The 25,056-nt window shown below is 71.7% G+C and carries 27 protein-coding genes; 12 read left to right on the top strand and 15 right to left on the bottom strand.

Annotated features, from left to right (window positions below; translation table 11 throughout):
* Window positions 1–12 precede the first annotated feature (12 nt).
* The 8 genes from ACZ67M_RS09770 to zapE form a co-directional block, all read right to left on the bottom strand.
* On the bottom strand, window positions 13–210 hold the full coding sequence (locus tag ACZ67M_RS09770; RefSeq protein WP_392012322.1) for a hypothetical protein: 198 nt from the start codon (window positions 208–210) through the stop codon (window positions 13–15).
* A gap of 18 nt (window positions 211–228) precedes the next feature.
* Window positions 229–1,086 carry a polysaccharide deacetylase family protein gene (locus ACZ67M_RS09765; RefSeq protein ID WP_392101140.1) on the bottom strand — a complete coding sequence of 286 codons (858 nt, stop codon included), beginning with the start codon at window positions 1,084–1,086 and terminating at the stop codon, window positions 229–231.
* Between the two features lie 77 nt (window positions 1,087–1,163).
* Window positions 1,164–2,546, bottom strand: coding sequence for a PhoX family protein (locus ACZ67M_RS09760; protein ID WP_469850333.1), 1,383 nt, complete (start codon window positions 2,544–2,546; stop codon window positions 1,164–1,166).
* An 89-nt stretch (window positions 2,547–2,635) separates the two neighbouring features.
* On the bottom strand, window positions 2,636–3,412 hold the full coding sequence (locus ACZ67M_RS09755) for a slipin family protein (RefSeq protein WP_385799123.1): 777 nt from the start codon (window positions 3,410–3,412) through the stop codon (window positions 2,636–2,638).
* Between the two features lie 95 nt (window positions 3,413–3,507).
* The gene (locus ACZ67M_RS09750; RefSeq protein WP_469850331.1) at window positions 3,508–4,989 is read right to left on the bottom strand and encodes a SulP family inorganic anion transporter; all 1,482 of its coding nucleotides are present in this window, start codon (window positions 4,987–4,989) and stop codon (window positions 3,508–3,510) included.
* Between the two features lie 8 nt (window positions 4,990–4,997).
* The gene (locus ACZ67M_RS09745) at window positions 4,998–5,579 is read right to left on the bottom strand and encodes a carbonic anhydrase (protein ID WP_469850329.1); all 582 of its coding nucleotides are present in this window, start codon (window positions 5,577–5,579) and stop codon (window positions 4,998–5,000) included.
* Window positions 5,580–5,657: 78 nt separating this feature from the next.
* Window positions 5,658–6,041, bottom strand: coding sequence for a hypothetical protein (locus ACZ67M_RS09740; protein WP_392012311.1), 384 nt, complete (start codon window positions 6,039–6,041; stop codon window positions 5,658–5,660).
* 197 nt (window positions 6,042–6,238) lie between these two features.
* A complete protein-coding gene (zapE, locus tag ACZ67M_RS09735) occupies window positions 6,239–7,360 on the bottom strand; it encodes a cell division protein ZapE (RefSeq protein WP_385799127.1) in 1,122 nt (373 codons plus the stop codon).
* Between the two features lie 395 nt (window positions 7,361–7,755).
* Between zapE and ACZ67M_RS09730 the strand changes: the two genes are divergently transcribed.
* The 4 genes from ACZ67M_RS09730 to msrB all read left to right on the top strand — a co-directional run bounded on the left by ACZ67M_RS09730 (window position 7,756) and on the right by msrB (window position 11,134).
* On the top strand, window positions 7,756–8,553 hold the full coding sequence (locus ACZ67M_RS09730; protein WP_361364123.1) for a pyrimidine reductase family protein: 798 nt from the start codon (window positions 7,756–7,758) through the stop codon (window positions 8,551–8,553).
* A 214-nt stretch (window positions 8,554–8,767) separates the two neighbouring features.
* The gene (locus ACZ67M_RS09725; protein ID WP_185832646.1) at window positions 8,768–9,241 is read left to right on the top strand and encodes an indole-3-glycerol phosphate synthase; all 474 of its coding nucleotides are present in this window, start codon (window positions 8,768–8,770) and stop codon (window positions 9,239–9,241) included.
* Window positions 9,242–9,314: 73 nt separating this feature from the next.
* Window positions 9,315–10,712, top strand: a complete 1,398-nt coding sequence (gene murC, locus ACZ67M_RS09720) for a UDP-N-acetylmuramate--L-alanine ligase (protein WP_361364117.1) — start codon at window positions 9,315–9,317, stop codon at window positions 10,710–10,712.
* A 14-nt stretch (window positions 10,713–10,726) separates the two neighbouring features.
* Window positions 10,727–11,134 (top strand): peptide-methionine (R)-S-oxide reductase MsrB, encoded by a 408-nt coding sequence (msrB, locus tag ACZ67M_RS09715; RefSeq protein ID WP_064730354.1) that lies wholly within the window; start codon window positions 10,727–10,729, stop codon window positions 11,132–11,134.
* Between the two features lies 1 nt (window position 11,135).
* Here the strand turns inward: msrB and ACZ67M_RS09710 are convergent, their stop codons facing one another.
* From ACZ67M_RS09710 to ACZ67M_RS09700, 3 genes are all read right to left on the bottom strand, one after another.
* The gene (locus tag ACZ67M_RS09710) at window positions 11,136–12,587 is read right to left on the bottom strand and encodes a sensor histidine kinase (RefSeq protein ID WP_469850326.1); all 1,452 of its coding nucleotides are present in this window, start codon (window positions 12,585–12,587) and stop codon (window positions 11,136–11,138) included.
* Entirely contained in the window at window positions 12,584–13,273 is a 690-nt protein-coding gene (locus ACZ67M_RS09705) for a response regulator transcription factor (RefSeq protein ID WP_392012304.1), read from the bottom strand. Before ACZ67M_RS09705 ends, ACZ67M_RS09710 begins: the two co-directional genes overlap by 4 nt.
* A gap of 266 nt (window positions 13,274–13,539) precedes the next feature.
* A complete protein-coding gene (locus tag ACZ67M_RS09700; RefSeq protein WP_469850324.1) occupies window positions 13,540–14,370 on the bottom strand; it encodes a class I SAM-dependent methyltransferase in 831 nt (276 codons plus the stop codon).
* A gap of 183 nt (window positions 14,371–14,553) precedes the next feature.
* Here ACZ67M_RS09700 and ACZ67M_RS09695 point away from each other — a divergent pair, with 183 nt between their 5' ends.
* Both ACZ67M_RS09695 and ACZ67M_RS09690 read left to right on the top strand, forming a co-directional pair.
* Complete coding sequence (locus ACZ67M_RS09695; protein WP_361364106.1) at window positions 14,554–15,249, top strand: type 1 glutamine amidotransferase domain-containing protein; 696 nt, start codon at window positions 14,554–14,556, stop codon at window positions 15,247–15,249.
* Window positions 15,250–15,263: 14 nt separating this feature from the next.
* A complete protein-coding gene (locus tag ACZ67M_RS09690; RefSeq protein ID WP_361364103.1) occupies window positions 15,264–15,557 on the top strand; it encodes a muconolactone Delta-isomerase family protein in 294 nt (97 codons plus the stop codon).
* 21 nt (window positions 15,558–15,578) lie between these two features.
* Here ACZ67M_RS09690 and ACZ67M_RS09685 read toward each other — a convergent pair whose 3' ends face one another.
* Window positions 15,579–16,316, bottom strand: coding sequence for an SDR family oxidoreductase (locus tag ACZ67M_RS09685; protein WP_361364100.1), 738 nt, complete (start codon window positions 16,314–16,316; stop codon window positions 15,579–15,581).
* 173 nt (window positions 16,317–16,489) lie between these two features.
* Between ACZ67M_RS09685 and ACZ67M_RS09680 the strand changes: the two genes are divergently transcribed.
* On the top strand, window positions 16,490–17,032 hold the full coding sequence (locus ACZ67M_RS09680; RefSeq protein ID WP_361364097.1) for a GPP34 family phosphoprotein: 543 nt from the start codon (window positions 16,490–16,492) through the stop codon (window positions 17,030–17,032).
* Between the two features lie 134 nt (window positions 17,033–17,166).
* On the top strand, window positions 17,167–18,474 hold the full coding sequence (gene secY / locus ACZ67M_RS09675) for a preprotein translocase subunit SecY (protein WP_469850322.1): 1,308 nt from the start codon (window positions 17,167–17,169) through the stop codon (window positions 18,472–18,474).
* A gap of 25 nt (window positions 18,475–18,499) precedes the next feature.
* Here secY and ACZ67M_RS09670 read toward each other — a convergent pair whose 3' ends face one another.
* Window positions 18,500–20,224, bottom strand: a complete 1,725-nt coding sequence (locus ACZ67M_RS09670) for an MOSC domain-containing protein (RefSeq protein ID WP_469850320.1) — start codon at window positions 20,222–20,224, stop codon at window positions 18,500–18,502.
* A gap of 250 nt (window positions 20,225–20,474) precedes the next feature.
* Between ACZ67M_RS09670 and ACZ67M_RS09665 the strand changes: the two genes are divergently transcribed.
* The 4 genes from ACZ67M_RS09665 to ACZ67M_RS09650 all read left to right on the top strand — a co-directional run bounded on the left by ACZ67M_RS09665 (window position 20,475) and on the right by ACZ67M_RS09650 (window position 24,077).
* Window positions 20,475–21,641, top strand: coding sequence for an ABC transporter ATP-binding protein (locus ACZ67M_RS09665; RefSeq protein ID WP_392101130.1), 1,167 nt, complete (start codon window positions 20,475–20,477; stop codon window positions 21,639–21,641).
* Window positions 21,638–22,345 carry an ABC transporter permease gene (locus ACZ67M_RS09660; RefSeq protein WP_469850318.1) on the top strand — a complete coding sequence of 236 codons (708 nt, stop codon included), beginning with the start codon at window positions 21,638–21,640 and terminating at the stop codon, window positions 22,343–22,345. Before ACZ67M_RS09665 ends, ACZ67M_RS09660 begins: the two co-directional genes overlap by 4 nt.
* Window positions 22,342–23,007 carry an ABC transporter permease gene (locus tag ACZ67M_RS09655; RefSeq protein WP_122618303.1) on the top strand — a complete coding sequence of 222 codons (666 nt, stop codon included), beginning with the start codon at window positions 22,342–22,344 and terminating at the stop codon, window positions 23,005–23,007. The genes ACZ67M_RS09660 and ACZ67M_RS09655 overlap by 4 nt, the downstream gene beginning before the upstream one ends.
* Before the next feature lie 107 nt (window positions 23,008–23,114).
* Entirely contained in the window at window positions 23,115–24,077 is a 963-nt protein-coding gene (locus tag ACZ67M_RS09650) for an ABC transporter substrate-binding protein (protein WP_361364081.1), read from the top strand.
* 21 nt (window positions 24,078–24,098) lie between these two features.
* Here the strand turns inward: ACZ67M_RS09650 and ACZ67M_RS09645 are convergent, their stop codons facing one another.
* Both ACZ67M_RS09645 and ACZ67M_RS09640 read right to left on the bottom strand, forming a co-directional pair.
* Window positions 24,099–24,710: a GTP-binding protein gene (locus tag ACZ67M_RS09645; RefSeq protein WP_122618301.1), complete on the bottom strand. Its 612-nt coding sequence runs from the start codon at window positions 24,708–24,710 to the stop codon at window positions 24,099–24,101.
* Window positions 24,697–25,056 (bottom strand): DUF742 domain-containing protein, encoded by a 360-nt coding sequence (locus ACZ67M_RS09640; protein WP_382812853.1) that lies wholly within the window; start codon window positions 25,054–25,056, stop codon window positions 24,697–24,699. Before ACZ67M_RS09640 ends, ACZ67M_RS09645 begins: the two co-directional genes overlap by 14 nt.

Here is a 25,056-nt window from a genome sequence, read left to right as displayed (position 1 = left end):
TCCGCGTGCCGGTCAGCCCGAGCAGGCCGTGCGCTGCGCCTCCTGCCACTCGCAGACCGGGCAGTACGTGATGCCCTTGTACGACTCCGAGTACTCCGTCGGTTCCCGGCACAGCACGCACTCCGCGTAGGGCGGCCCGTCGGCTTTGGGCGGCCGGGTCGCGTCGATCAGGCAGTAGTCGTCCGGTCCCTGGTCGTCGTCGCTGCTCATGTCTCCAGCGTAGGCGCGTCAGGCCCGGCCGTTCGCGGCGCCGATCAGCTCCGAGACCTTCACGAAGCGGTAGCCCCGTTCACGCAGCGCGGGCACGATCGTCCGGACCGCCCGCTCGGTCACCGGGGCGGCGCTGCGCGTGCAGTGCATGACCACCACCGACCCCGGCTTCGCGCCGTCCAGCACCTCGCGGGCCACGGCGTCGGCGTCCGTCGCGAAGGCGTCGCCGCTCACCACGTCCCACTGCACGGCGGTGACGCCGGCCGCGGTCAGCTCCTTCAGCGCCGCCTTGTCGTAGCAGCCGCCAGGGAAGCGGAAGTACGGCATCGCGTCCGGCACCCCGGCCTTGCGGAACGACGCGTACGCCCGCTCCAGGTCCGAGCGCATCCGGTCCCGGGACACGGTCGGCAGTCCGTAGCAGTCGTCGGTGTAGGCGTAGTGGCTGTAGGAGTGGTTGGCGATCTCGAACCGGGGGTCCCGCCCGATGGACCGGGCCTCGTCCGGGTACTCCTCGGCCCACCGTCCGGTCATGAACACCGTGGCCGGCACCTCCAGCCGCCGCAGCGTCGAGATCAGCCCGGGGTTGTCGAAGCGTTCCCCCGAGGCGGCCCTGGGCCCCTGGTCGGCGGTCATGTCGGCGTCGAAGGTGAGCGCGATGGTCCTGCCCGCGGTGCGCGGTCCGTGCTCGAAGACGGGGGTCAGGCCGGCGGGGCCGGGCGCGAGCGTCGGGGGCCGGGAGGGAGCCTGCTTCGCGGGTGCGGTGGAGGGCGCGCCGGACGCCGGACCCGGCGCCCGCGCGGACCCGGAGGTCCCGCAGGCGGCGAGGGCGGCGCCCAGCGCGCAGAGGGCGGCGGCACGACGTACGAGAGTGATCACCGTACGAACGTATGAGTGTGTTCTTCGGTTTGTACGACTATGGGGCGTGGCGTGCCCCGAGGGTCACCCTCCCGGGCCTACCCGCGCCACGGACCCGTGATGGCGAAGGTGGTGCCGGGTGTGTAGCAGTTGACGTACATCGTGTCGCCGTCGGGGGAGAAGGTGACCCCCGCGAACTCGCCCCACTCCGGCTCCTGAGGCGTCCCGATGTTCTGGGCGCCCCGGGCCATCGCGTACACCTCGCCGCGCCGGGTCACCCCGAACACGTGCTGGGCGCCCCCGCCGTCCTCGCAGACCATCAGGCCGCCGCTGGGAGCCAGGCAGATGTTGTCCGGGGACTCGCCCGGCAGCTGCACGTCGGTGTCCGGACCGAAGACGATCACCAGGGTCAGCCGGCGCCGCTCGGGGTCGTAGCGCCAGATCTGCCCGTAGTGGTCGGCGGCCGAGCCCTCGTCGCTGTGGGCGAAGGACGACACGAAGTACACGGACCGCCCGCCCCAGTAGCAGCCCTCCAGCTTCTGCGCGTGGGTGATGCCGCCCCGGCCGAAGTCCTGGAAGCGGATGGGCGTCTCGGCGGCCAGCGGGTCGGGTACGTCCACCCACTCGATGCCGTCGAAGGCGGCGCCCGTCTCCTGGATCGAGGACAGGTCGGGCACGCCCGGCACCCGCATCGCCTGGAGCCGCCCGCCCGCCCGCAGTGAACCCCGGCCGCCGAGCGGCTTCTCGGGCAGGAACCGGTAGAACAGCCCGAACGGCCGCTCGAACGCGTCCTCCGTCTCGTACACGACGCCGCGCCGCGGGTCCACGGCGATCGCCTCGTGCTGGAAGCGGCCCATCGCGGTCAGCGGCACCGCGCCGGTGCGGTGCGGGTCGACCGGGTCGACCTCGAAGATGAAGCCGTGATCCTTGGTGTACCCGTTGGTGCCGGCCTTGTCCTCGGTCTCCTCGCAGGTCAGCCAGGTGTGCCAGGGGGTGGGCCCGCCCGCGCAGTTGACGGCCGTGCCTGCGATAGCGACCCGCTCGGACAGCACGCGGTTGCGGGAGTCCAGCGTCAGCGCCGTACAGCCGCCCTTGCCCTCGGGGTCGTAGGTCAGGCCCTTGACCGTCGGAACCGGGACGCGGCCGTCCGCGCGGTTCTCGTGGTTGCGGACCAGGTGGACCCCGCCGTGCCGGCCGGGAAAGGCCGACATGCCGTCGTGGTTGGAGGGCACCGGCCCCTCGCCGGAGCGCAGCCGGTCGCCCTCGCGGGACAGCACCCGGTAGCGGAAGCCCTTGGCCAGGTCGAGCAGGCCGTCGGGGTCGGGCACGAGGGGGCCGTAGCCGGTGTGGCCCAGGGACTGGGCCGCGGCGGTGCCGGCGAAGAGTTCGGAGAGCGCCCCGGTGAAGGCGATGCCTGCGCCCAGGGCTCCCGTGCGCGCGAGCACCTGACGTCGGGTCGCCTCGTTGCTGGACATGGACATGGGGGAAACCTTCCTGCTGGCGGACAGGACTGTGACCCGCCGTGTCTATCACCTGCCAGGAGTCGCGGGAACCACGCGCGTAGCACGTGTCACTTCTCGACCGGATGCTCCTGGGCCTTCTCCAGGAACCGCAGCAACTCCACCGGGAAGGGCAGTACGAGGGTCGAGTTCTTCTCGGCGGCCACCGCCACCACCGTCTGCAACAGGCGCAGTTGCAGCGCCGCGGGTGTCTCGGACATCTCCCGCGCGGCCTCCGCGAGGACCTTCGAGGCCTGCAACTCGGCGTCGGCGTTGATGACCCGGGCCCGGCGCTCCCGGTCTGCCTCGGCCTGCCGGGCCATCGAGCGTTTCATGGTGTCGGGCAGGGAGACGTCCTTGATCTCGACCCGGTCCACCTGCACGCCCCACCCCACGGCCGGGCTGTCGATCATCAGCTCCAGGCCCTGGTTCAGCTTCTCCCGGTTGGAGAGCAGGTCGTCCAGCTCGCTCTTGCCGATGATCGAGCGCAGGGAGGTCTGGGCCATCTGGGAGACGGCGAAGCGGTAGTCCTCGACACGGACCAGCGCGTTGGCCGCGTCGATCACCTTGAAGTACACGACCGCGTCCACCCGCACCGTGACGTTGTCGCGGGTGATGCCCTCCTGGGCGGGCACCGGCATCGTGACGATCTGCATGTTGACCTTGTGCAGCCGGTCCACGACCGGAACCACCATCGTGAACCCGGGCTCGCGCACCTCGCCCGCGAGCCGCCCGAGGCGGAAGACCACCCCCCGCTCGTACTGCTTGACGACCCGCGCGGCCGAGACGAGATACACCACCCCGGCGCTGCCGACGGCCGCGGCCGCGGCCAGGAGCTCTTCGAGCATGACGGCCTCCTCGCCCAGAGGTCCGATTCATCTGCTCCTGCCACGATATTCCCGACGCCCGGTCCGGGGCCATGGCCCCGGACCGGGGAGGGCCGCTACACCGAGACCGCCTTCGGCGGTTCCGTGACCGTCACCGGGTCCGTGCCGGCGGTGCTGTGCCGTTCGGCCCAGTTCTCCAGGGCCGTGCGGCAGGCGTGGTCCAGGTGGTGCAGGCCGGACAGGTCCAGCTCGACCGGTCGGTCCTGCGGCAGCGATTCCAGGCTCTCCAGGATCTTCGGCAGCCGCAGGAAGGTCGCGTTGCCCGCCAGGTGGGCCTGGACGGGTCCCGCGCCCTTGTCGACGATCTCCAGCTTGAGGTGCGACGCCTCCCAGGCGGTCTTGACCACGGACAGGGCCAGACCGATCAGCACGCCCTCGAACATGTTCACCGCGACGATCGACAGGGCCGTGACCACCAGGATCAGCGCCTCGCCCCGGTGCTCCCGCCACAGCGGCACGATGCCGCGGAACGGGATCAGCTTCCAGCCCGCGTGGACCAGGATGCCGGCCAGCGCGGGCAGCGGGATCAGGGCCAGCGCGGAGGGCAGCAGCGCGGCGAACAGCAGCAGCCACACGCCGTGCAGCACCCGGGACGCCTTGGTCTTCGCGCCGGCGCTCACGTTGGCGGAGCTGCGCACGATGACCGCCGTCATCGGCAGCGCGCCGAGCACACCGCACACCGTGTTGCCGGCGCCCTGCGCCATCAGCTCCTTGTCGTACTCGGTCCGCGGCCCCTTGTGCAGCCGGTCCACCGCGGCCGCGCTGAACAGGCTCTCCGCCGACGCGATCAGGGTGAAGGCGACGATGGTGCCGAGGAGTCCGATGTTCGCCAGCCCGCCGAAAGCGTCGGCGCCGGGCGGCTGGATGGAGTCCAGCAGGCCGTTGACCTCGACCGTCGCGACCGACAGGCCGAACACCGCCGTGACCGACGTGGCCAGGACGACCGCGGCCAGCGCGCCCGGCAGGGTCTGCGCCCGCTTCGGCAGCCGCTTCCACAGCACCATGACCGCGACGGTGCCGGCGCCCAGGGCCAGCGAGGTGAGCGCCTCGGTGCTGCCCAGCGCGTCGGCGGCGGCGCCGGGCAGCCCGGTGAGCTTGTCCAGGCCGGAGGCGGGCGCCTCCAGTCCGGCGGCCGCGTAGAGCTGGCCGGCGATGAGCACCAGGCCGATGCCGGCCAGCATGCCCTCGACCACCGACAGGGAGATCGCCCGGAACCAGCGCCCCAGCTTCAGGGCGCCCATCGCGAGCTGGAGGAGACCGGAGGCCAGCACGATCACGCCGAGCGCGGGCAGTCCGTACTGGTCGACCGCGCCGAAGACCAGCACGGTGAGGCCGGCGGCCGGCCCGGACACCTGGAGGCTGCTGCCCGGCAGGAATCCGGTGACCAGGCCGCCCACGATGCCGGTGACGAGGCCGAGTTCGGCCGGGACGCCGGATGCGACGGCCACGCCCACGCACAGCGGGAGCGCGACCAGGAACACGACGAGCGAGGAGGTGACGTCCTGCCGCCAGTGGGGGAACTTGGCTATCAGGTTCATGCCGGCGCTCACAGGTTCTCGAACGCGTCGGTGTCCGCGCTGTGTTGGCGTACGGCCCCGGTGTGGACCTCGTAGTACCAGCCGTGCAGCCGCAGCCGGCCCTGCGTCAGGCGGCTTTCCACGCAGGGGTAGGAGCGCAGCCGCTCCAGTTGCGCCAGGACGTGGTGCTGCACGGCCTCGGCGACGGTCGGGTCGGTGGGGTCGCAGGACTTCGGCTCGTCGGCGGCGTACGCCAGCCAGTCGCGTACGGCGGGTACGGCGCTCAGGTCGTCGCCGCGCACCAGGGCGCCGACGGCGCCGCAGTGCGAGTGGCCGCAGACCACGATGTCGCCGACGCCGAGCACCGCCACGGCGTATTCGACGGTGGCGGCCTCGCCGGAGGGGTGGCCGGTGCCGTACAGCGGGACGACGTTGCCCGCGGTGCGCAGCTCGAAGAGCCGGCCGGGCCGGGCGCCCGTGATCAGCGCCGGGACGACCCGGGAGTCGGAGCAGGTGATGAACAGTACTTCGGGCGACTGGCCTTCGGCGTGCCCGGCGAACTCCTCAGGGCGCTGTCCGAACCTACGGGCGTTGTCGATGAGGGGTTGCATGATGCGGGATTCCTCCTGGCGCGCAGTGGGGGCGCGTCGGATGGGCAGGACAGAGGTGGGGGGCGATCCGGCCGTCCCTCAGCAGCGGAAGACCTGAAGTGCCGCCGGGGAGTGGTCCGTCGAGGGTCTGGACCGGTGGTCGGCGTGCCGTCCGGAAGCGGTCCCCTCGGTCCACGTGAGCGGGCGCTCGGGCGGACCGGGCGGGGGCGCGGTGGTGGTGCGGTGACGGTCGCGGACGCGGGTGGCGTCGTGGGCGTTCGCGGAGCGGCCGCCGTCGTGACAGCCGGCCCGCTCGTCGTACGGCGCCGTGCCGGAGAGGGTGGTTCCGGGATGGGCGTTGGCCATGGCGTCACGGCTCGTATGCGCGAATGCGAAGGAAGCGGCCGGAGCGAACAGCAGGAGCACGACCAGGACGGCGGCGGGGAACGGAATCCGCGTCCGCGCCGTCGCGCCTCGCAACATGCGCCCCCCTCCAGGCATTTCACGCCTTCGATGTGTGCCGGTGCATGGTCGGTGCACGGTCATCGCTTGGTCAACGCATGGTCAATGCGTGGTCAAGAAACACGTTAACCCTGCAATGAGCTTTGCAGGGTTAACGTAGCGTTACGAGCTGAAGAGAGCCTGAAAATCGCGGGTCCGTTGGCGCGAAGCGGCCGTTGTCAGGGCGTGTCGGGGCCGTCCACCAGGCGCGCGGCGTCCCGGGCCAGCGCGGTGAGCCGGGAGATCGCCCGGAAGTACTTCTTGCGGTAGCCGCCCTTCAGCATGTCCTCGCCGAAGAGCTGGTCGAAGGGGAGCCCGGACGCGAGGACGGGCACCTCGCGGTCGTAGAGGCGGTCCGCGAGCACCACGAGGCGCAGCGCCGTCGACTGGTCCGGGACCGGGCGCACCCCGGTGAGGCACACCGCCGCGAGGTCGTCGGTCAGGGCGCCGTAGCGGCTGGGGTGGACGCGGGCGAGGTGGTCGAGGAGCGCGCCGAAGTCGTCGAGCGAGGCTCCCGCGGTGGCCCGCGCCGCCCGGGTGACCTGCTCGTCGGAGTGCGGTGCAGGGGCCTCGGGCAGGCCGCGGTGGCGGTAGTCCTCGCCGTCGATGCGCAGGGCGCGGAAGTGGGCGGACAGGCCCTGGATCTCGCGCAGGAAGTCCACCGCCGCGAAGCGGCCCTCGCCGAGCTTGCCGGGCAGCGTGTTGGAGGTGGCGGCGAGTGCCACGCCGGCCTCGACGAGCCGGGCGAGCAGGCTGGAGACGAGGACGGTGTCGCCGGGGTCGTCCAGCTCGAATTCGTCGATGCACAGGAGGCGGTGCCCGGAGAGGGTGCGCACGGTCTGCTGGAAGCCGAGGGCGCCGACGAGGTTGGTCAGCTCGACGAAGGTGCCGAAAGCCTTGCGGGAGGGGTCGGCGGGGGTGGCGTGCCACAGGGAGGCCAGCAGGTGGGTCTTGCCGACCCCGTAGCCGCCGTCGAGGTAGACGCCGCGGGGGCCGGCCGGGGCCTTCGGCGCCTTGCTCCGCCCGAACCCGAAGAACCCGCGCCGCCCGGTACCCGCGCCGGACGGCTCGCCCAGCCCGCCCGCGAACTCCTCCAGGACCCGTACGGCCTCGTGCTGGCTGGGCTGGTTCGGGTCCGGCACATAGGTCCCGAACCGGACCGAGTCGAACCGCGGCGGCGGCACCATCTCGGCGACCAGGCGGTCGGCGGGCACATGCGGCTCACGAGCACACAGGGACAACGGATCGGCCACGGCTATCGGGGTGGACCCGGGGCCGGCGGCGGAGGAGGAGGGCGACACGGTGGTCCATGGTAGGCCCTGCGGGCCCGGGGCCCCGGTCGAGCGGCCGGCGCCCCCGGTCCCGGTGGCGGCCCTGGGCCTGGGGCGCCCCCGGTGTCGGCGGCGCCCCCGGGGCTGGTGCGGGAGTGCGGCCGGGGCCTTGGACGCGGTGTGTGGGCCGCGCGGCCGGACGCGGCAGACCTCGGTCCCGTCGGCCCTGCCGCACCCGCAGCCGCCGACGGCTCCGGGGCCGACACGGGCGGGCGGCCGGGGTCCTGGACGCGGGGCCTGCCGGAGACGTGCGGGTGCGGCGGCGCTTGGGCCCTCGTGGCGATGCGACGGACCCCGGCGGCACAGGGCCCCACCGGCGGATCCGGGGCCGGTCCGGGTCCCCGGAGCGTGGAAGACTGCATCTCATGCGACGTCTGTTCCCTGTGATCGATCAGACAGCCGGCCCCGGGGCGGGCCCGGTCCCCGACGGGGGTGATCGGGAATGGAGCCTGGCCGAGCTGGCGGAGGCCTACGCCTACCCCGTGCCGGACGGGCGGCGTGCGGCGTGGCTGCGGGCCAACATGGTGTCCACCCTCGACGGCGCCGCCCAGCACGAGGGCCGTTCCCAGCCCATCTCCAGCGCGGCCGACATGCGCGTCTTCGGCACCCTGCGCGCGCTCGCCGACGTGGTGGTCGCCGGCGCCGAGACCGTACGGCAGGAGGGGTACCGGCCCGCACGCGCGCGTGCGGAGTTCGCCGAGGCGCGGCGGGCGGCCGGGCAGACGCCCGTGCCCGCGGTAGCGGTGGTCAGCGCGAGCCTGGAGCTGGACCTCACCCTGCCGCTGTTCACCGCCCCGCTGGTGCCCACCCTGATCCTGACCGGGGCCGCCGCGCCCCAGGACCGCATCACGGCCGCCGAGAAGGCGGGCGCCCGGGTCGTGATCGCCGGGGACGGTGCCGGTGTGGACCCCGTCCGGGCCGTCGGCGCGCTGGCCGGGCTCGGACACACCCGGCTGCTGACCGAGGGCGGTCCGCGGCTGCTGGGCCAGTTCGTCGCGGCCGGTGTGCTGGACGAGCTGTGCCTGACCGTGTCCCCGATGCTCACCGCCGGGGACGCCCAGCGGATCGCGGGCGGACCCCCCGTCGGGGTGCCGCGGCGGTTCGCGCTGGCGTCCCTCCTGGAGGAGGAAGGTTTCCTCTTCAGCCGCTACCGGCGGGACTAGGACAACCCGTCCCGGGCAGACGACGGCCACCGGACACGGGTCCGGTCGTGCCGCACCTCCGGGAATCGGCGGAATCATCCGTTCCGTTTGGTCCGCGCCGGGCACACTGATTCCGGCAGTACCCGGGCGATCACGGGGCAGGATGGTTTCCGCAGGGTCCGGTACGGCCTACGGAGGGTGGGCCCACGGGCCCTCGAAGGAGAAGGGGCGCCTGGTGTTCACAAGCGTTTTGATGATCGAGAAGGCCCTGACGTCCGCCGACGTGGAGTTCGTCACCACCTTGCACGGCGAGGAGACGGTCGCCTTCCATGTGCTGCTCCAGCCGCGCGGCGATCAGGCCGACCGGCTGCTGAGAGCGATCGACGACGTCGCGCTCGGCGAGCTGGACGACGCCGTCCGGGAGGGTGAGACGCCCGAGGGCGACGACGCGCAGAGCGTCGGCCGGCGGGCGCTGGAGGTGTCCCTCACCGCCCTGCGCGCGTCCGGCGCGGAGGCCGACGGCCGGCTGATCGAGGACCATCCGCTGGACGAGCTGAAGTCCCTGGTCCTGGAGATCGGCGCCGACGAGGTGATCGTGCTGACGGACCCGCACTACGTGGAGGAGTTCTTCCACCGCGACTGGGCCTCGCGGGCCCGGCACAAGGTCGGCGTGCCGGTCCTGAAACTGTTCTCCCACAGCAAGGCATAGGCTGGTGCCGCGCTCCCGCCCAGGGGGCGCGCCAACCAGCAGACCACCCGCCGCACCCCTGGGAGAACAGCGCATGGCACCCGGCCTTCCCACCGCCATGGACCGACCGCACTTCATCGGCATCGGCGGCGCCGGAATGTCGGGCATCGCCAGGATCCTCGCCCAGCGCGGTGCCCAGGTGGCGGGCAGCGACGCCAAGGAGTCCGAGACCGCCGAGGCGCTGCGCGCCCTGGGCGCCACCGTGCACATCGGGCACGCGGCGGAGCACCTCGCCGACGACGCGAGCTGCGTCGTCGTGTCGTCCGCGATCCGTCAGGACAATCCGGAGCTGGCCCGCGCGGCCGAGCTGGGCGTTCCGGTCGTGCACCGCTCCGACGCCCTCGCCGCCCTGATGAACGGCCTGCGCCCGATCGCGGTGGCCGGCACCCACGGCAAGACCACCACCACCTCGATGCTCGCGGTCAGCCTGTCCGAGCTGGGCCTGAACCCCTCGTACGCCATCGGCGGCGACCTGGACGCGCCCGGCTCCAACGCCCTGCACGGCGACGGCGAGATCTTCGTCGCCGAGGCGGATGAAAGCGACCGCAGCTTCCACAAGTACGCCCCCGAGGTCGCCATCGTCCTCAACGTCGAGCTGGACCACCACGCCAACTACGCCTCGATGGACGAGATCTACGAGTCCTTCGAGACCTTCGCCGACCGGATCGTCCCCGGTGGCACCCTGGTGGTCGCGGCGGACCAGCAGGGCGCCCGGGAGCTGACGCGGCGCCTGGCCGGCAAGGTGCGGACCGTGACCTACGGGGAGTCCGAGGACGCCGACGTGCGCATCCTGTCGGTCGTCCCGCAGGGCCTGAAGAGCGAGGTCACGGTGGTGCTGGACGGCACGGAGCTGACCTTCGCGGTCTCCGTCCCCGGCCGCCACTACGCCCACAACGCCGTTGCCGCCCTCGCCGCGGGCGCCGCCCTCGGCGTCCCCGCCGCCGAGCTGGCCCCCGCCCTGGCCGCCTACACGGGCGTCAAGCGGCGCCTCCAGCTCAAGGGCGAGGCGGCCGGCGTCCAGGTCGTCGACTCCTACGCGCACCACCCCACCGAGATGACCGCCGACCTGGAGGCCATGCGCGCCGCGGTCGGCGACGCCCGCATCCTGGTCCTCTTCCAGCCGCACCTGTTCTCCCGCACCCAGGAACTGGGCAAGGAGATGGGCCAGGCCCTGTCCCTGGCGGACGCCTCGGTCGTCCTGGACATCTACCCGGCCCGCGAGGACCCGATCCCGGGCATCACCAGCGACCTGATCATCGAGGCGGCCCGGGCCGCCGGTGCCGACGTCACCGCGGTCCACGACAAGGCCGGGGCGCCCGCGGTGGTCGCGGGAATGGCGAAGGCCGGAGATCTCGTTCTCACCATGGGCGCGGGCGACGTCACCGACCTCGGACCGCGCATCCTGGACCAGCTGTCGAGCACCGGAAACTAAGGGGCTGAGGACTCATGTCGTACGACGTCGAGAAGCCGGACGAGCAGTGGCGCGCGGAGCTGGCCCCGGCCGAGTACGCCGTGCTGCGCCAGGCCGGCACCGAACCGGCCTTCACCGGTGAGTACACCGACACCAAGACCGAGGGCGTCTACTCCTGCCGGGCCTGCGGCGCGGACCTGTTCACCTCCACGACCAAGTTCGAGTCGCACTGCGGCTGGCCGTCCTTCTTCGACCCGAAGGACACCGACGCGGTCGAGCTGATCGAGGACCGCTCGCACGGGATGGTCCGCACCGAGGTGCGCTGCGCCCGCTGCGGCTCGCACCTCGGGCACGTCTTCCAGGGCGAGGGCTACCCGACCCCGACCGACCAGCGGTACTGCATCAACAGCATCTCGCTGCGGCTGACGCCCGCGGAGGACTGAGTCACCGGGCGGATGACCCGTCACGGTCGGCGGCCGGGAGCGTCACGGTGAACACCGTCGCGCCCGGCTCGCCGTCCACCTCGACCGTGCCGCCGTGCGCGCGCACCAGCGAGGCGGCGACGGACAGGCCCAGGCCGCTCCCGCCCCGGTCGCGGCTGCGGGCCTTGTCGACGCGGTAGAAGCGGTCGAAGATCCGTTCCCGGTCCGCCGCCGGGATGCCCGGACCCGCGTCGGCCACCGACACCCGGACCGCGTCCGCCCCGCCGCAGACGGTGACCGAGACCGCGGTGCCCGGCGGCGTGTGCACGGCCGCGTTGGTGAGCAGGTTGTCGAGAACCTGCCGGATGCGCTGCGGGTCGAGCCGCAGCTTCACCACCGCCGCACCCGTCCGCACCGTCAGCGGACGGTCCGGGTGCCCGGCGCGGAAGGCGTCCGCCGCCTGCCGCACCAGCTCCGTCAGATCCGCGTCCTCCCGGCGCAGCGGCGCCTCCACCTCGTCGGCGTCCAGCCGGGCGAGCAGCAGCAGGTCGTCCAGGAGCACCCCCATCCGGGCGGCCTCCGCCCGCAGCCGCGCCAGGTGCCGCTCCCGTTCCGCGGGCTCGTTGGCCGCCGCGTACTGGAAGAGGTCGGCGTAGCCACGCACCGACATCAGCGGCGTGCGCAGCTCGTGCGAGGCGTCGGCGACGAACCGGCGCAGCCGCCGCTCCGCCTCCGCCCGCACCGCCAGCGACGCGTCGATGTGCTCCAGCATCGTGTTGAACGCGGTCCGCAGCTCCGCCACCTCCTGCCCGCCGTCCCGCCCGTCGGCCCGCAGCGGGAGCCGGGCCGCCGACTCGGTCAGGTCGTGCGAGGCGATGCCGTGCGCCGTGCTCGCCATGTCGCTCAGCGGTTTCAGGCCGCGCCGCAGCATCCGCCGTCCGAACACCACCAGGGCGAGCAGCGCCAGCCCGAAGGCGACGACCTGCACCGTGATCAGCTGGTCGACGGTGTCCTCGACGTCCCCCATCGGTGCCGCGCTGACCAGCACCACCCCGGGCTCCACCTCGCAGGCGCGCAGCAGGTAGGGGCCGTGTCCGCCGATCCGCACCGTGCGGGTGAGGTCCTCCTCCGAGCGGGCCATCGTCCGCGCCAGGTCGGTCAGGGCCCGGCTGTCGGCCGGCACCTCGGCGGGCGTGCGCAGGTCGGCCGAGGTGCCGGAGACGTCGTACACGGCCGTGTACCAGCCGTAGTACGGCTTGCGTCGCACCGTGCCGTGCGTCGCCGCGTCCTTGGACTGCACGACCTGCACCAGCTTCATCTGGTCGGCGAGCTGCCGCTCCAGGTAGTCCCGCATGTACGCGGTCAGCACCGTGCCGACCACCGCGAACACCACCAGCGACAGCACCCCGAGGCCCAGCGCCAGCCGGGTCCCGAGCCGCAGCCCCCGGTAGGCGCGCCACCACCGCCGGATCACCGGGCGGTCTCCCGGATCGCGTATCCGAAGCCCCGCACCGTCTGGATCAGCGGCTCGCCCGTGTCGTCGAGCTTGCGCCGCAGCCGGCTGACGACCAGCTCGACGACGTTGGACCGGCCGCCGAACCCGTACTCCCACACGTGGTCGAGGATCTGCGCCTTCGTCATCACGGACGGCGACCTGCGCATCAGGTAGCGCAGCACCTCGAACTCCGTCGGTGTCAGCGACAGCCGCCGCCCGCCGCGCCGCACCTCGCGCGTGTCCTCGTCCACCTCCAGGTCCGCCACCCGCAGCACCGACCGCGGGGACCCGGCCCCGGTGCTGCGCCGCAGGACCGTCCGCAGCCGGGCCATCAGCTCCTCCACCGCGAACGGCTTGACCAGGTAGTCGTCACCGCCCCGGGTCAGCCCCGCCACCCGGTCGGCCACCCCGTCCCGCGCCGTCAGGAACACCACCGGCACCATCGCGCCCGAGCGGCGCAGCCGGTCCAGGACGCCGAAGCCGTCGACGTCCGGCAGCATCAGGTCGAGCACCACGATGTCCGGGCGGAACCCGGCGGCCAGCCGCAGCGCCTGCTCGCCGGTGTTCGCGGTGACCGCCTCCCACCCCTCGTAGCGGGCGACCGTGGCCACGAGGTCGGCGATGGGCGGGTCGTCGTCCACGACGAGGAGTCGCACTCTGTCCACCCGCACATACTGCGCCACCGGGCGCCCGGCCCCCTAGGGCCTGTCTGACAGTTCCCTCCCCCAGCCTCCGGCCGGGAGGTGCCCCCAGCCCCGCGACGCCATGCACGCACTCTCGCCGCACCGGGCGCAGAGCCGAGTACATCCAGTACGAGGCTCTACGCCCGGCACGGCGAGAGCACGCACCTGACGCCGCGAGGCCGCCCTCCGGGCGACGACGGGAATTGTCAGACAGGCCCTAGTGCCCGACCGGCCGGACTCCCGGAACCTCAGGTGCTGCGGCGGGCGGTGAGCAGCAGATACTCCCAGTCGAGGGCACCGTCCTCGAGCGCACCGCGTGCCAGGTCCAGGAGAGCCGCGTCCAGGGCGGCGGTACGTTCGGGGTCGTCGGCCAGGTTCCGGTAGACGCTGATCGTCGGCCCGTAGGCGGACTTGAAGAACGCGCGGAAGTCCTCCGGCTCGCCGAACGTGTCCACGCGGAGCGACCGCCGGTGCGCTTCGACGCCGGTGACACGGTCACCGAGCAGCATCCGCACGTGTTCCTCCCGGCCCCACAACGGCGGTGGCTGGGCACCAGGGGGAGGCGGTGGGGCGAACGGTTTCATGATCGCGAACATCTTCCCGATGTACCCCTCGGGGGTCCAGTTCAGGAGCCCGATCGTGCCACCCGGCCTGCACACGCGCACCAACTCGTCGGCGGCGGCCTGGTGATGGGGAGCGAACATGACGCCCACGCAGGACATCACGGTGTCGAAGGACGCGTCCTCGAACGGGAGGTCCTCGGCATCCGCTTCCCGCCAGCTCAGTGCCGCGCCGCGCGCTTCCGCCTCGCTCCGGCCCACGTCCAGCAGTTCGGGAGTGAGGTCGGAGGCCACCACGTCCCCGCCGGCCAATGCGGCCGGGATCGAGGCGTTCCCCGATCCGGCGGCCACGTCCAGCACCCGGTCGCCGTCCTTGATCCCACAGGCCTCCACGAGGGCGGGGCCCAGACCGGCCACGACATCCCGTGCCACCGCCGGATAGTCTCCGAGGGCCCACATCGAGCGATGCTTCTCCTTGAGCGCGCGGTCCACCTCACGCGCCTGTGCCGTCCCGGTCATGTGACCCGCCTCCACGCGGTACCGATGGCTGGCCCCTCTTCGAGGATAGGGACGCGGCGGGCGCCTCGCCCGGCGAGCGTGACCTGCGAGGGGGCGGTGTGAGCCGGATGCGTCCCAGCGGCCCCGCTTCTAGACTGAAACGGTGCCTGATCGCCTCGAAGTCCCGAGTGGAGGCGCAGAGCGATGGCAACGGTCCTGTTCATGGTCAGTGGTGCGACGTACTGGGTGCTGAAGGACGGCACACGATATGCGACGGGTTACTGGGCGGAGGAGTTCGCCAAGCCCTACAAGGCCCTGACCGATGCCGGTCACGCCGTCGTGGTGGCAACTCCGGGCGGCACGACTCCGAACGTCGACATGATGAGCCTCCGTCCGTCGATGGCGGGCGGGGAGCAGGGCGCCCTGGACCTGGAGTCCATCATCCGGGACGCCGAGGTGATGCGTCGCCCGTTGAGGCTCTCGGACGTCCGCCTGGAGGATTACGACGCGGTGTACCTGCCGGGTGGGCACGGCCCGATGTCGGATCTCGCCTTCGACGCCGACGCCGGCCGGCTCCTGACGGCACAACTCGGCTCCGGCGAACCGCTGTTCATCGTGTGCCATGCGCCCGCCGCGATGCTGGCGACCCGGATCCACGGAGTGTCGCCGTTCGAGGGGTACAGGGCCACGGGTTTCACCAACGACGAGGAAGAGGGCGTGGGCCTGGCTCCCCGGGCGACCTGGCTCCTGGAGACGGAGCTGAAGGACCAGGTCGGTGTCCAGTACAGCCGGGGGCCCGTCTGGGAGCCGTACATGGTCGAGGACCGGAATCTGGTCACCGGACAGAACCCGGCCTCCGCCGAGGTGCTGGCCGAGCGACTGCTGAAGATCCTCGCCTGAGAAAGGCAGGGAGCATGCAGGAGTTCATGGTCGAACTGACCACTGAGATTCCGGAGGGGACCGACCCGGCGGAGGTCGACCGGAGACGCGCGGCGGAGGCCGTCCGGGCCGGGGAACTGGCTGAGCAGGGGCGCCTCTTCCGGCTGTGGCGTCCGGTGGGGGAGCTGCGCAGCGTCGGTGTCTGGCGGGCCGACGACGAGTCCGATCTGCGGTCGAACGTGCTGGGCAGCCTGCCCCTGTCCCCGTGGATGACCGCCGTGGTCACGCCCTTGCAGCCGCACCCGAACGATCCCGGCCCGACCGGATGAGCTTCGCGCCGCGCGCGGGCTTCAGAGCAGCTGCTGGCCGCCGTCGATGTCGTACGTGGCCCCGGTCAGCGCCTCGTTGCGCATGATGTGGAGGGCCAGATCGGCGACGTCCTCCGGCCCGACCACGCGCCGGATCGGCAGGGTCGACCTCAGCTCCTCGCGCCTCGCCTCGAGCCGATCCCCCAGCAGGGATGCCGAGAGCGGTGTGTCCACGAAGCCGGCCGCGATGAGGTTGACGCGCACGGGGGCCAGTTCGAGGGCCAGGTTGGCGGTGAGGGCGGGGAGGGCCGCGGTGAGCGCCGCGATCACCGTCCGCCCGACGCCGGGCCGCCTGCCTCCGGTGCCGCCGATGAAGAGCAGCGTTCCCCCGGCCCGGACCTTGTCCCGACCGTACTTCGCGATCGCCAGGGTCATGGCCAGGCGGTCGCCGAAGTGACGGCTGGTCTCACCGAGATCCATCTCGGCCAGTGGCAGGTACGACGGCCCGCCGGCCGTGGAGATGACGTGATCGACGGGATGCGGCAGGTCCTGGAAGAACGTCCGGACTCCGTCGGGGTCCGTGGCGTCGAACGTGGCCGTGCCCAGCGGCTGGATCTGTGCCGCCGCCCGCTCCAGCCGCTCCTCGTTGCGTCCCGTCATGAACACCTGGCCGCCCTCGGCGCGCACGCGGCGAGCGGTCTCGAAGCCCATGCCCGAGCTGCCGCCGATCACCACGACGACTTGCCCGGCCAGCCCGCCGTCCTTCTGCTCGTGGCTCATCGCAGACCTCCGATCAGGCAACCGGAACCGTGCACGAGAATACCGGGACGAAGAATTACGCACCATTTGGAAGTGATGACGAGGGCGGCGGATGAATTGCCGAGGCCGCTGCCGTGCCTATCCTGACCGTGGAAGCGAGACGTGACGAGACGGCCGAAATCGTGGAGTCGTACATGGGAAAAGCCCAGAGATTGTCGGCTCTCGCCGTCGCGCTCGGTGGCGATCCGCGCATTGAGGAGGGCGACCTGTCACTCGCGCTGGCGGCCGCCGAACTCGTCGACCTCACGGAGGCGCAGGCCGTTCTCCTCCACGGCGATCGCCTCCTGCCCGCCGCGCGGGTGGGAACCGGCTCCCCGATGCTGATCGAGGCCGCGTCGGAGCTTGTCCGGGACGTCCCCTACGAGACGGTCGTGGGCTGGCTGTGGCGCCGGGGCAGCGGCCTGGCCGGACGCTACCGGGTCGCTGTGGGGGATGCCCGTCACCTCCACCGTCAGGCGGCCGAGGCCATGCGGGACTGGAACGACCCCGTCCTCGCCCACCTCGCGGCAGCGGCCGGGATGCGTCCGACGCCCTCCGACGAGGCTTCTGCGGACCTCGATCACGATCAGATCGCCATCCTGGGCGAGGTGCACCAGGCCGTCACGCAACTGGCCGCCGAGAGGCAGCGCAGGTCGATCGAGCGAGGCCCCTCCGAAGGCATCCTGCGCGGTTTCTGACCCCGCCGCCGAACCCGGACGGCCTACCGACGCCACCGGATGGGATCACCAGGACGGGCCGGTCGCGCCCGGTTCGTGCAGCATGACCTCAAGGAGCCGCGGACCGGCACCTCGGGCCCACAAGAGGAACCATCGTGCTGAACGCGTTCGCAAGCGTTTTCAAGACCCCCGACCTCCGCAAAAAGCTGGCATTCACTCTGGGCATCATCATCCTGTTCCGCCTCGGCTCCCACGTGCCGATTCCAGGAGTGGACTACCAGAGGGTCCAGAGTTGCGTGGATTCCGTCTCCCAGTCGAACGGAATCCTCGGGCTGGTCAATCTGTTCAGTGGCGGTGCGCTCCTTCAGATCACGGTGTTCGCGCTCGGGATCCTTCCCTACATCACGGCCAGCATCATTCTCCAGCTGCTCACGGCGGTGATTCCGAGGCTGGAGGCGTTGAAGAAGGAAGGCCCCTCCGGCCAGGCCAAGATCACTCAGTACACGCGCTACCTCACGGTGGCTCTCGCCGTGCTCCAGGGGACCGGTCTCGTGGCGACCGCCCGTAACGGCGCCCTGTTTCCCAGTTGCCCGGACGCGTCCCGGATCGTTCCGGACGACTCCGTCTTCGTCACCGCCGTCATGGTCGTGACCATCACCGCCGGTACGGCATGCGTCATGTGGCTCGGTGAACTCATCACCGAACGGGGTGTCGGCAACGGTATGTCGATGCTGATCTTCCTCTCCATCGCCTCGACCCTCCCCGGCGCGCTCTGGTCCGTGAAGCAGGAGAGCACCCTCGCCGGAGGCTGGCTCGCCTTCGGCATCGTCCTGCTGGTCGGGTTCGTGATGGTGGGCCTGGTCGTCTTCGTGGAGCAGGCGCAACGCCGTATTCCGGTGCAGTACGCCAAGCGCATGATCGGCCGGAAGTCGTACGGGGGAACCGCCACCTACATCCCGCTGAAGGTCAACCAGGCCGGCGTGGTCCCCGTCATCTTCGGCTCCTCGCTTCTCTACCTTCCCGCGCTGATCGCGCAGTTCGCCGGGTCCGATTCCGGATGGTCGACCTGGATCACGAACAACCTGAGCAGAGGGAACCATCCCTACTATGTGGCGATCTACTTCCTTCTGATCGTCTTCTTCGCCTTCTTCTACGTGTCCATCACGTTCAATCCGGAGGAGATCGCGGGGAACATCAAGCAGGCCGGAGGGTTCATTCCGGGGATCCGTGCCGGGAAGGCCACGGCGCAGTACCTGGGCTATGTCCTCAACCGCCTCACCTGGCCGGGATCGATCTACCTCGGGCTGATCGCCCTCGTGCCGACCGTGGCCCTCGGCAGTTTCGGCAGCGCGAACCAGCTCACGGGGACGAGCATCCTCATCATCGTGAGTGTCGGTCTGGAGACCGTCAAACAGATCAGCAGCCAGATCGAGCAGCACCGCTACGAGGGATTCCTGCGCTGAGCGGCCGGCCTCGATCCGCCGTCTCTCACATGTCCAGGACGACATCGCCGTCCGGCCGGGCACAGCAGATCAGCACCTCGCCGGTCGCGGGGTACTCCAGCGGCGCCGGGTCGTAGCCGACCTTCCCGGACAGGAGCGCGGTGACGCAGGTGTGGCACACCCCCGTGCGGCAGGACCAGCGGACCGGGACGTCGCAGGCCTCGGCCAGCTCGAGAAGGCTCCGCCGGCCGGCGGGGTACCGGGTGGCGAGGCCGCTGCGGGCGAAGGTGACCTGCGGGCCCGTTCCGGGCTCGCCGGCGGGCTGGTGCGGCGCCGCGGCCGCCCGCGGGGCGATACCGGGGCGGAGGGCGGGCAGGGCCGAGAAGGCCTCGGTGTGCGTTCGGGCCGGATCGATCCCGGCCTCCGCGAGTGCCTGCCGCATGTCGTCCATGAAGCCCTCGGGCCCGCAGACGTAGGCGCTGGCGTCGGCGGGAAGGGAGAGGGCCATGAGCGCCTCTCTCGTGAGCCGTCCCCGTACGGCGTGGCCGAGTTGGTGGTCCCCGGGTGCGGCGGAGCTGTAGTAGACGTGCTCATGCCCGTTCGGAAGACCCGTGAGCAGGTCGTGGGCCTCCGCCGCGAGCGGGTGCTCCTCGGGCCGGCGGGCGCCGTGGATCCACCAGACCTCGCGCTCGCGGTCGTGGGCGGCCAGCTCGTGGAGCATGGCCAGCACCGGTGTCAGACCGATTCCGGCCGAGACGAGAACGATCGGCTCGTTGCCGCGGTCGAGCACGAACTCGCCTCGGGGAGCCGCCACGTCGAGGCGGGTACCACGGTGCGTGCGCGTGGTCAGGTAGCCGCTCACCGAGCCACGGGGGTCGTGTTTGACGCTGATGCGGTACCGGCCGTCGGCCGAGGCCGAGGACAACGAGTAGCTGCGCACCGGGGCCGGCTCGGCGAGCGAGGGAAGGCGCAGCGTGACGTACTGCCCGGCCCGGGCCTCCGGGAGAGGCGATCCGTCGGGCGAGCCGAGATAGAGGGAGGTGACGGACGCGCTCTCGGGGACCACTTGGTCCACCAGCAGCTCCCGGAACCCCGACCACCGCGGGCTCGACGACGCGTCGGGACCTTCGGCGGCGGCCAGCAGGTCACGGAACGAGCCGCGCCAGCCGGGGCTGAGAGCGGGGACGGACAGGGCGAGACGCAGCGTGTGGGCGTCGCGGTCGGGCAGGTAGAGCAGGGCGTCGGCGTCAGTGACGCTCAGTGATCCCCACCCGGTGCGCGTCCTGACGATCGGATCCCCGGCCCGGATGCGGCCCTCCCGGATCACCCGCATGTAGAAGCCGGGCCTGCGATGGGCGACCAGCAGAGCCGGCATCCGCGGCTCCGCGAGCCGCATTCCGACGCGGTAGCAGGTGACCCTGGGCTGGGTGACCTCGAACTCGGCCTCCCCGATGGCGTAGCGATCGCCGATGCAGACCTGGTCGTCGGGCAGACCGTCGACGGTGAGGTTCTCGCCGAACTGGCCGTAGCCGAAGTCGTCACGGTGGAGGAGCCGCTCCCAGTACCGGTAGGACTGCACCTGGTACACGAGGACCGCGCGCTGTTCACCCCCGTGTCCCGCCCGGTCGCCCTGCCCGTCGCCGTCGAGATTGAGGCGGCGGGCCGTCACCGGGCCGGACCGGGGCATCTTCCACACGCCGGTGTGGACCGTATCGCCCTGCCAGGCCACGTTCCGCGGCATTCCCACGTTCACCGACAGCAGGGAAGACACCACGTTGCTCCCATCGGACGCCGAGGACGTCTTCCCTCCAGTGTCGTACGCCGGCCGACGTGATGCCCGGCCGCGTACCTGCCCGCATGCGTCGTCCCCGACGACCCGGTGTGAACGCCCGGCCAGGGGGAAGGAGTCGCCCCGGACCATCGGGCCCCGCAGATCCGCCGTCTACACTCGACCGGCGACGGCCCCACCGACCGCGGCCGGAGCGGGCAGCTTCTGCCAGACCCGAAGGGTATTCGGCGTTTTGATACGCATGGACTCAGTCACCAAGCGGTACCCGGACGGCACCGTGGCGGTCGACCACCTGTCGCTGGAGATACCCGACCGCGCGATAACCGTCCTCGTCGGACCCTCGGGCTGCGGCAAGACGACGACCCTGCGGATGATCAACAGGATGGTCGAGCCCACCGAGGGCACCATCCTCCTCGACGGCGAGGACCTCGGCCGGCAGCCGGTCACCACGCTGCGCCGCTCGATGGGCTACGTCATCCAGAACGCCGGGCTCTTCCAGCACCGGACGATCCTCGACAACATCGCGACCGTGCCCCGCATGATCGGCTGGGGCAAGGAGAAGTCCCGGGAGCGCGCGGCCGAGCTGATGGAACGCGTGGGGCTGGACGCCTCCCTCGGCAAGCGCTACCCCTACCAGCTCTCCGGCGGCCAGCAGCAGCGCGTCGGCGTGGCCCGGGCGCTCGCCGCCGACCCGCCGGTGCTGCTCATGGACGAGCCGTTCTCCGCCGTCGACCCCGTGGTCCGCAAGGGCCTCCAGGACGAACTCCTGCGCATCCAGGACGAACTGGGCAAGACCATCGTCTTCGTCACGCACGACATCGACGAGGCCATCAAGCTGGGCACCATGGTCGCGGTGATGCGCACCGGCGGCCGGCTCGCCCAGTTCGCGCCGCCCGCCGAGCTGCTGTCCGACCCCGCGGACGAGTTCGTCGAGGACTTCCTCGGCGCCGACCGCGGCATCCGGCGCCTCTCCTTCTTCCCGTCCGCCGGCCTGGAGCCGACCCGCGACCCGGTCGTGCGCACCGGCGCCACCGAGGCGCCGCCCGCCGCGGCCGACGCCCCGCACCTCCTGGTGACCGACGCGGACGACAGGCCGCTGGGCTGGGCCCGGCCGGAGGACCTGACCGCCGGGGACATCGCCCCCGAGCGGCTGCTGTCCCACGGGCGGCCCTTCACCCCCGGCACGGACTCGCTGCGCGCCGCCCTCGACTGCGCCGTCCTCTCGCCCACCGGCTGGGCGGTCGCCGTGGACGCCGACGGCCGGGTGATCGGGGTCGTCTCCCAGCAGACCATCGCCGAGGCCATCCGCGCCGCGCACGACGACACGGCCACCGCCCGGGTGCCCGAGGCCGGAGCGTCCGGCGCCGGTGCCGCCGACGTCACGAAGGTCGCGCCGTGAACGGCTTCTTCGACATCCCGAGCGACCTCGACAACACCTACTTCGGCCTGATCGGCCTGCACCTGCGCGAGGCGCTGCTGCCGGTGCTGGCCGGACTGCTGGCCGCGCTGCCCGTCGCCCAGCTGTGCGTGCGCTTCCGCTGGCTGTACCCGCCGGTGCTCGGCGTGACCACCGTCTTCTACGCCGTCCCGTCGCTGGCCGTCTTCGTCGTCCTCATCGACTACACCGGCCAGACCGAGCTGACGGTGATGATCCCGCTGGCCGTGTACAGCCTGGTCGTGCTGGTCCCGGCGATCGTGGACGGCGTGCGGTCGGTGCCCGAGGAGACCCTGGCCGCGTCGACCGCGATGGGCTTCGGTCCGGTGCGGCGCTATCTGCAGGTGCAGTTGCCGATCGCGGTGCCCGCCATCCTCGCCGGGCTCCGCGTCGCCGTGTCGGCGAGCATCTCGCTGGTCAGCGTCGGCGCCCTGATCGGCAACCAGGGCGCCCTCGGCAACCTGCTCGCGGACGCCCAGAAGTACGGCCGGCCGGAACTCGCGGTCAACTCCGTCCTGACCACCGCCGTCCTGGCCGTCCTGTGCGACGCCTTGCTCGTCCTGATCCGGAACCTGCTGACCCCGTGGATGCCGCGCGGCAAGGGCCGGCCCAAGGAGTCCGCCGCACGGCGGGAACTGCCCGAGCCGGAGGAGGCGTCGGCCCGGTGAACGTACTCAACTTCGTCAACGCCTTCTTCAGCGACAGTGCCCACTGGCACGGCTACGACGGCATCCCGCAGCGCCTGCTGGAACACGTCCAGTACACGCTGATGGCCCTCGGCCTCGCCACCGCGATCGGCCTGCCCATCGGGCTGCTGACCGGGCACACCGGGCGCGGCGGCAACGCCGTCGCGTTCGTCGCCACCGCCGCCCGCGCGCTGCCCAGCTTCGGTCTGCTGGTGCTGATCGCCGTCGTGGTCGGCATCGGCCTGCTGCCCGTGATGGTCCCGCTGGTCATCCTCGCGATCCCGCCGATCCTGGTGACCACCTACGAGGCGGTCCGCTCCGTCGACCCCTCACCCGTGGACGCGGCGCGCGGCATGGGCATGCACGAGTCGAGCATCCTGTTCCGGGTGGAACTGCCCGTCGCCCTGCCGCTCGTCCTGAGCGGACTGCGCTCCGCCGCCATCCAGGTCGTGTCGACGGCGACCATCGCGGCGTACGTCTCCCTCGGCGGGATCGGCCGGTACATCATCGACGGCCTCTATCAGCGCGACTACGAGAAGGTGGTCGGCGGCGCCACGCTGGTGGCCCTCCTGGCGCTGGTCACGCTCGCGGCGTTCTGGGCGGCGGGACGGCTGGCGGTGTCGCCGGGCGTCCGGCGGCGCTGAGAAGCGACGACTGCGACCGCCGTGGAGCGAAGGCTGTGACCGCCGTGAAAGAAACCGTAACCAGGCCGTTCTTGACTCACCGACATGTGGCTCGTTTGGATCGATGGATGACTTCTACCAGGAAGAGCAGCTGGTCCAGGACGAGGCACTCCGGCGCGGCGGCCGTCGCGCTCACCGCCGCGGCGGCGCTGCTCGCGGGCTGTTCCTCCGACTCCGACGACACGTCCGACAACCCGCTGGCCGGCGAGAAGGCGAAGGCCGGCACCGTCGTCGTCGGCTCGAACAACTTCGCCGAGAGCACCCTGCTCGCCGACATCTACGGCGAGGCGCTGAAGGCCAAGGGCCTCAAGGTCACCTACAAGCACAACATAGGCAGCAGGGAGACGACGTACGGCCTGATGAAGAACGGCTCGGTCACCGTGCTGCCCGAGTACAACGGCTCCCTGCTCGCCTACCTCGACCCCGAGGCCCAGCAGCAGTCCGCCGACGCGGTCAACGAGGCCGTGAAGGCCAAGCTCGACAAGAAGCTGACCGTGCTGGAGTCCTCGCCGGCCGAGAACAAGGACTCGGTGAGCGTCAACGCCGAGACCGCGAAGAAGTACGGCCTCACCGCCGAGTCGACCCTCGCCGACCTCAAGGACGCCGCCCCGGACCTGACGATCGGCGGCTCGCCCGAGTTCCAGACCCGGCAGCAGGGCCTCAAGGGCCTGGAGTCGGTGTACGGGCTGAAGTTCAAGTCCTTCAAGGCGCTCGACGCGGGCGGCCCGCTGACCCAGTCCGCGCTGACGAAGAACACCGTGCAGGCGGCGGACGTCTTCACCACCGATCCGACCATCATCAAGGAGAAGTTCGTCGTCCTGAAGGACCCGGAGAACCTCTTCGGGTACGCGAACGTGACCCCGCTGGTCACCAAGGACGCACTGTCCAAGGAGGGCGTGGCCACGCTCAACGCGGTCTCCGCCAAGCTGGACACCAAGACCCTCCTGGACCTGGACGCCCAGGTCCAGCTGGACAAGAAGGACCCGCTGGACGTGGCCAAGGAGTGGCTCAAGTCCGCGGGCCTCGTCTGACGGACGCCCGCAGACGGCCGGTTACGACGCCGCGGCCCCGGTCGCGGCGTCGATCAACTGGTCGATCAGGGCGATGAGGACGTCCCGGCTGGAGGTCCGCTCCCGCGCGTCGCACAGCAGCACCTGCACGTGCTCCGGCAGCGCGAGGGCCTCCCGGATCTCCGCCGCCGGGTACGGATGCCGCCCGTGGAAGCCGTTGACGCCGACCACGAACGGGATGCCCCGCCGCTCGAAGAAGTCGATGGCGGCGAAGCTCGACTCGGGCCTGCGGACGTCGACCAGCACGACCGCCCCGAGCGCGCCGATCGCCAGGTCGTTCCACATGAACCAGAACCGCTGCTGACCGGGCGTGCCGAAGAGGTACAGCACCAGTTCCCGGCCGATGGTGATCCGCCCGAAGTCCAGGGCCACGGTGGTGGCCCGCTTCTCCTCGATGCCGGCGAGGTCGTCGACGTCGAGTCCCGCGGCGGTCAGCGGTTCCTCGGTGCGCAGCGGGGCGATCTCGCTGACCGAGCCCACCATGGTGGTCTTGCCGACGCCGAAACCGCCGGCGATCAGGATCTTGACGGCGTCGGGCGCGGTCCCGCGCGCCGATGCCGTGGGCGCCTCAGCGGCGCGGTCAGAGCCGGCCAAGGCCGTCCCTCACTTTCTGCAGCAGGTCAAGGTCCGGGTTGGCGCGGGAGACGAGGTGCGGCGGCCGGGCGGTGATCCGGCCGGCCTCCAGCAGGTCGGAGAGGAGGATGACCACCACGCTCACCGGCAGGTCGAGGCGGGCCGCGATCTCCGCCACGGCCACGGGCCGGGCGCACAGCCGCAGGATCCGCAGGTGCTCGGGCTGCGGCCGCGCGCCCCGCACCGGCTGCGGGTCGACCGCGGTCACCGTCGTGATGAGAGTGAAGTCGGCGCGGCTGGGCCGGGTCCGGCCGCCGGTCAGGGTGAACGGCCGCACGAGCCGGCCCCCCGCGTCGCCTCCGGTCAC

The organism is Streptomyces sp. NPDC107500 (assembly GCF_055582785.1).
Note: the sequence above shows the minus strand (reverse complement) of the source record. Positions and strands in the feature narration are given on the sequence as shown.

Coding starts and splice junctions, on each gene's coding strand:
- murC (WP_361364117.1), top strand. CDS start 9,315: ATGGCACCCGGCCTTCCCACCGCCATGGACCGACCGCACTTCATCGGC.
- ACZ67M_RS09760 (WP_469850333.1), bottom strand. CDS start 2,546: ATGTCCATGTCCAGCAACGAGGCGACCCGACGTCAGGTGCTCGCGCGC.
- ACZ67M_RS09730 (WP_361364123.1), top strand. CDS start 7,756: ATGCGACGTCTGTTCCCTGTGATCGATCAGACAGCCGGCCCCGGGGCG.
- ACZ67M_RS09700 (WP_469850324.1), bottom strand. CDS start 14,370: ATGACCGGGACGGCACAGGCGCGTGAGGTGGACCGCGCGCTCAAGGAG.
- msrB (WP_064730354.1), top strand. CDS start 10,727: ATGTCGTACGACGTCGAGAAGCCGGACGAGCAGTGGCGCGCGGAGCTG.
- ACZ67M_RS09690 (WP_361364103.1), top strand. CDS start 15,264: ATGCAGGAGTTCATGGTCGAACTGACCACTGAGATTCCGGAGGGGACC.
- ACZ67M_RS09740 (WP_392012311.1), bottom strand. CDS start 6,041: ATGTTGCGAGGCGCGACGGCGCGGACGCGGATTCCGTTCCCCGCCGCC.
- ACZ67M_RS09745 (WP_469850329.1), bottom strand. CDS start 5,579: ATGCAACCCCTCATCGACAACGCCCGTAGGTTCGGACAGCGCCCTGAG.
- ACZ67M_RS09750 (WP_469850331.1), bottom strand. CDS start 4,989: ATGAACCTGATAGCCAAGTTCCCCCACTGGCGGCAGGACGTCACCTCC.
- ACZ67M_RS09685 (WP_361364100.1), bottom strand. CDS start 16,316: ATGAGCCACGAGCAGAAGGACGGCGGGCTGGCCGGGCAAGTCGTCGTG.
- ACZ67M_RS09650 (WP_361364081.1), top strand. CDS start 23,115: ATGACTTCTACCAGGAAGAGCAGCTGGTCCAGGACGAGGCACTCCGGC.
- ACZ67M_RS09695 (WP_361364106.1), top strand. CDS start 14,554: ATGGCAACGGTCCTGTTCATGGTCAGTGGTGCGACGTACTGGGTGCTG.
- ACZ67M_RS09680 (WP_361364097.1), top strand. CDS start 16,490: ATGGGAAAAGCCCAGAGATTGTCGGCTCTCGCCGTCGCGCTCGGTGGC.
- ACZ67M_RS09755 (WP_385799123.1), bottom strand. CDS start 3,412: ATGCTCGAAGAGCTCCTGGCCGCGGCCGCGGCCGTCGGCAGCGCCGGG.
- ACZ67M_RS09770 (WP_392012322.1), bottom strand. CDS start 210: ATGAGCAGCGACGACGACCAGGGACCGGACGACTACTGCCTGATCGAC.